Source organism: Deinococcus sp. (assembly GCF_025362455.1).
In the GTDB taxonomy this organism is placed as follows: Bacteria; Deinococcota; Deinococci; order Deinococcales; family Deinococcaceae; genus Deinococcus.
Genome location: NZ_JANYGJ010000189.1, coordinates 1 through 3958 on the forward strand (window position 1 = coordinate 1; position 3958 = coordinate 3958).

Annotated in this window: 3 protein-coding genes and 1 pseudogene; all 4 read right to left on the reverse strand. The window is 65.2% G+C overall.

The features are described 5' to 3' along the window. Nucleotides 1-734 (reverse strand): annotated as a pseudogene (locus Q0R23_RS13875) (hypothetical protein); the annotation flags it as partial. A 199-nt stretch (nt 735-933) separates the two neighbouring features. After that, the gene (locus tag Q0R23_RS13880) at nt 934-1161 is read right to left on the reverse strand and encodes a hypothetical protein (protein ID WP_293913917.1); all 228 of its coding nucleotides are present in this window, start codon (nt 1159-1161) and stop codon (nt 934-936) included. 59 nt (nt 1162-1220) lie between these two features. Further along, the gene (glf, locus tag Q0R23_RS13885; protein WP_293913918.1) at nt 1221-2384 is read right to left on the reverse strand and encodes a UDP-galactopyranose mutase; all 1164 of its coding nucleotides are present in this window, start codon (nt 2382-2384) and stop codon (nt 1221-1223) included. Then, nucleotides 2377-3456: a glycosyltransferase gene (locus Q0R23_RS13890; RefSeq protein ID WP_366520438.1), complete on the reverse strand. Its 1080-nt coding sequence runs from the start codon at nt 3454-3456 to the stop codon at nt 2377-2379. Before Q0R23_RS13890 ends, glf begins: the two co-directional genes overlap by 8 nt. Nucleotides 3457-3958: the final 502 nt, after the last annotated feature.

Sequence of the window (3958 nt, forward strand, 5' to 3'; positions counted from 1 at the left end):
CGGGCCGGGCGCGGCGGCGGGACGGGCAGCGTCTGCTCGACCTGAATGGTTGGGGGCTGAATGGTTGGGGGCTGAATCGTCTGCGAGCCGCTGGGGCGCTCCGAGTGCCGCCTCATCAGCAATGACCCGACCAGCGACCCAATTAGGGGCACCGTCGCCAACAGCCAGCAGCCCGCCGCCAGCCGGAACGCCCCCTGAAAACCCCAGGCGCTCAGAGCCAGTGCGCCCAGCCCCGGCCCGACCACCCAGGCCAGTGAAAACACGGACCGCAGCACCGTCAGAGCGCGTTCGGGCAGATCACCGGCAGAGACGACACCGGGCGCGGCGGCGAGGCTTTGGCGCGAGAAGGCGAACAGTTGCGGAAAGGCCGCCGCGCTGACGCCCTGGAGCAGCGCCCCGATCAGCAGCGCCCCCAGGTAAGCGCCCTGGGGCAGCAGACTGTAGCTCAGCGCAGAGAGAATACCCGCGCCCAGGCACGCCAGCACCAGGGGCAAGCGACTCCGTAATGAACGGCAGTGCAACCGGTCCGAGAGGCGGGCCAGGCGGGTGCTGATGAGCACGCCGCTGATGGCCGTCAGGCTCAGGAACAGGCCCAGCCTGAGCGGCGTCATCCCGATGAAGTTGACCCCGAACAGCGCCATGAACGGCATGCTGATTGACGAGCCGAAACCCAGGCAGAACACCGAGAGGGCCAGCGGCCAGAAGGCAGGCAGACGCGCCAGGGCGGGCAACATGCCCCGGCCAGTGTGGGTTGGAGCACTCAAGTGGGGAAACCTCGTTCGGGGAGAGGCGAAATCAGGCTAAGCTGGACGCCGGGCCGGGCGTGCCCCCAGCTTGCGCCGATGCTGGAGGCAGCGTCAAGCCTGAGCCGGACGCACCGACCTTGGGTGAGCCTTGAGCCGCCGCCTATCAGCGCTTCAGGTCTGTGTAAGTCTAGCCCAGCTTGGTCACGGCGCCCTGGACCGCCTCGGCCAGCGTGGGGTGAATATGCACGGCGTTCTTGATGACGGCGGCGGGCGCGTGGGCGTTCAAGAGGTCGATAGAGCGGTGGATCAGCTCGGCGCCGCCCGCGCACAGCAGTGTAGCGCCCAGCAGGTGCCCGGACTGCGCGTCGCTGACGACCTTGATGAAGCCCTCGATATCGCCAAGCTGACGTGGCAAAGCAGAGCGCCGCACAAGCCCATAGAAAAGCGTTCTGCGGCGCGGTCTGTCCACACTGTTCAGATCACGGCTACTTCGGGTTCGGCCAGTTCCGCCGCCTGCAACTTCTTGAACGCGCTCAGCGCCTGCGCCACGACCTGATCCATGTTGTAGTACTTGTAGGTCGCCAACCGGCCCACAAAGGTCACGTCCGGCTGGGCCTGGGCCTCGGCCTCGTACTTTTTGTACAGCTCGGCGTTGGCCGGTTGCGGCACCGGGTAATAGGGGTCACCCTCGGCCTGGGGATACTCATAGACCACCGAGGTCTGGGGATGCTGCTGGCCGGTGATGTACTTGAATTCGCTGATGCGGGTGTAGCCGTAATCGTTGGGGTAATTGACCGTGCCCACCGCCTGAAACTGCTCGGTGGCGTGCGTCTCGTGGCGAAACTCCAGGCTGCGGTAGGGCAGCTTGCCGTGCCGGAAGTCAAAGAAGGCGTCTACCGGGCCGGTGTAGATCATGTGCGTCCAGGGCAGCAGATCCTGAATCTCGCGGTAGTCGGTGTTGGTCATCACCTTGATGTTGGGATGCGCCAGCATCGCCCCGAACATGCGGGTGTAGCCGTGCAGCGGCATGACCTGGTAGGTGTCGGCAAAATATCGGTCGTCGCGGTTGGTGCGGGTCGGCACGCGGGCCGTCACGCTGGCGTCGAGTTCCGAAGGGTCCAGGCCCCACTGCTTGCGGGTGTAGCCCCGGAAGAACTTGTTGTACAGGTCGCGCCCGACCTTGCCCACTACCACGTCCTCACTGGTCCTGACCTGCTCGACCTTTTCAGCCACCGAGGCGAAGAATTCCTCGACCTGAAAGCTGGTCAGATTGAGCCCGTAGAGCTTGTTGACGGTATCGAGGTTGATGGGAATCGGCAGTTCCTGACCGTCCACGCTGGCGAGTACCCGGTGCTGGTAGGGGCGCCAGTCGGTGAAACGTGACAGGTACTCGAACACGTCCTTGCTGTTGGTGTGGAAGATGTGCGGGCCGTAGGGATGAATCAGAATGCCCGCGTCGTCGTAGCGGTCGTAGGCGTTGCCGCCGATATGAGGGCGTTTGTCCACGATCAGCACGCGCTTGCCGCTGCTGGCCAGTCTCTCGGCGAGCACGCTGCCCGCGAAACCCGCGCCGACGATCAGGTAGTCGAAGGCTGAAGTGAGCGTTGCAGAGAGTTGGACCGAAGGTTGCTCAGTCATCGGCGGCCACCCGCCCGGTGGTGTCGGCCTCGTCCTGGTGGGCGGCGGCCTCGATCAGCAGGTGCATCTGGTGCCAGGTGTGGTCCCACGACAGGCCCGAAATGTAGGCGTCGGCACGCTCGGCGCGGGCCTGGGCGCTGGGGCTGCCCGCCTCGGCCAGCGTCTGGGCACAGGCGGCCTCGAAGGCGTCCAAGCCGTCGGCGATGCGGACCAGATCCTGCTCACCGTAGGGGCGCACCACGTCGCGGATGCCGGTGGACACCACCGGGACGCCCGCCGCCAGGTATTCCGGGGTCTTGGTCGGGCTGATGAACTCGGTGGCCGCGTTGCGGGCGAACGGCAGCATCGCCACGTCCCAGTGCGCCAGGTAGGCGGGCAGCTCGGTATACGACTTGATGCCCAGGTAGTGCAGGTTCTCGGCGCGGGGCAACTCGGCGGGGTCGATCTTGACCACCGGTCCGATCAGCACGATCTGCCACTCCGGGCGCCGGGCGGCGAGCTGGGCGATCAGCTCGGTGTCGAAGCGCTCGTCGATGACGCCGAAAAAGCCCAGCCGGGGCCTAGGCAGCGCCGACTGGTCAGCCGGGTCGGCGGGCTGCTGCCGGGCCTGAGCGAAATGGGCGGCGTCCACGCTCGACGGAAACGGATACACCGCACTGTGGCGCTGGCGCTTGGCCTCGTAGAGCCGGTGACCGCCGGTAAAGACCAGCTCGGCGTGATCGAATAAGCTGTTCTCGCGCTCACGCAGTTCAGGTGGGGCACCCTTGAAATTGGCCAGCTCGTCCATGCAGTCGTAGATGGTGACGCGGGGGCGCAGGTTGACGGTGATGGGCCACTCCATCGGGGTATACATCCACAGGTCGTAGCTCTGGAGGCCGTGCTCGGCGATCAGACCTTCCAGCAACGCCGCCGTGCGGGCCTGGGAGCGCAGCGGACCGTCGCCAGCACCAATGTGGGGCGTGCAGACGACCACTCCGCAGGGCTCCTGTCGGCAGACCATCTGGTCAGCATGGTCGCCAAAGATGGGCTCCTCGACGTAGAAGACCTGGCGGGTTTTGGCCGCCCGCGTCATCAGGTGCTGGGGGCGCTGAAACACGAAATCCCAGCGCAGATGAGCGACGACGATCAGTGGGTTGTGAATCAGTGGTGTCTGAGTCCCTGGTGGGCTGGTCGGGGAGACAGCGATGCGGCGAGGATCAGACACGGTGGGCTCCTTGAATCCGGGGTGAGTGGAATACGGGGTGAGTGCTGGTAAAACGCAGGCGCAGTCGCGCAGACCTGTAACGAGCAGAACATAGTGCGTCCCCTCCGTCAGAACCGGAGAGCCGACACAGAATCAAGGCTTGGAAAATTCATTCTAAAGGAGAGCAAAAGACGCATCCGACACGGCAGCGCGGCTCCGACACAGCAGTGCAGCGCGGATCAACGAAATCTGAAGGCAACCTTGGCCTCACCCTGAGACTGAAGGGTACGCCCAGGCAAGGCCGGGGCCAGTCGGGTGAGATTTACCTGTGACCTCGTTCCCCGATCACGCCACGTTTCCCGATCAGGCCACGTTTCCCGATCAGGCCACG

What these genes read in the sequence shown, in the direction of transcription:
- glf (WP_293913918.1), bottom strand. Translation starts at nt 2,384, where the DNA reads ATGACTGAGCAACCTTCGGTCCAACTCTCTGCAACGCTCACTTCAGCC.
- Q0R23_RS13890 (WP_366520438.1), bottom strand. Translation starts at nt 3,456, where the DNA reads ATGACGCGGGCGGCCAAAACCCGCCAGGTCTTCTACGTCGAGGAGCCC.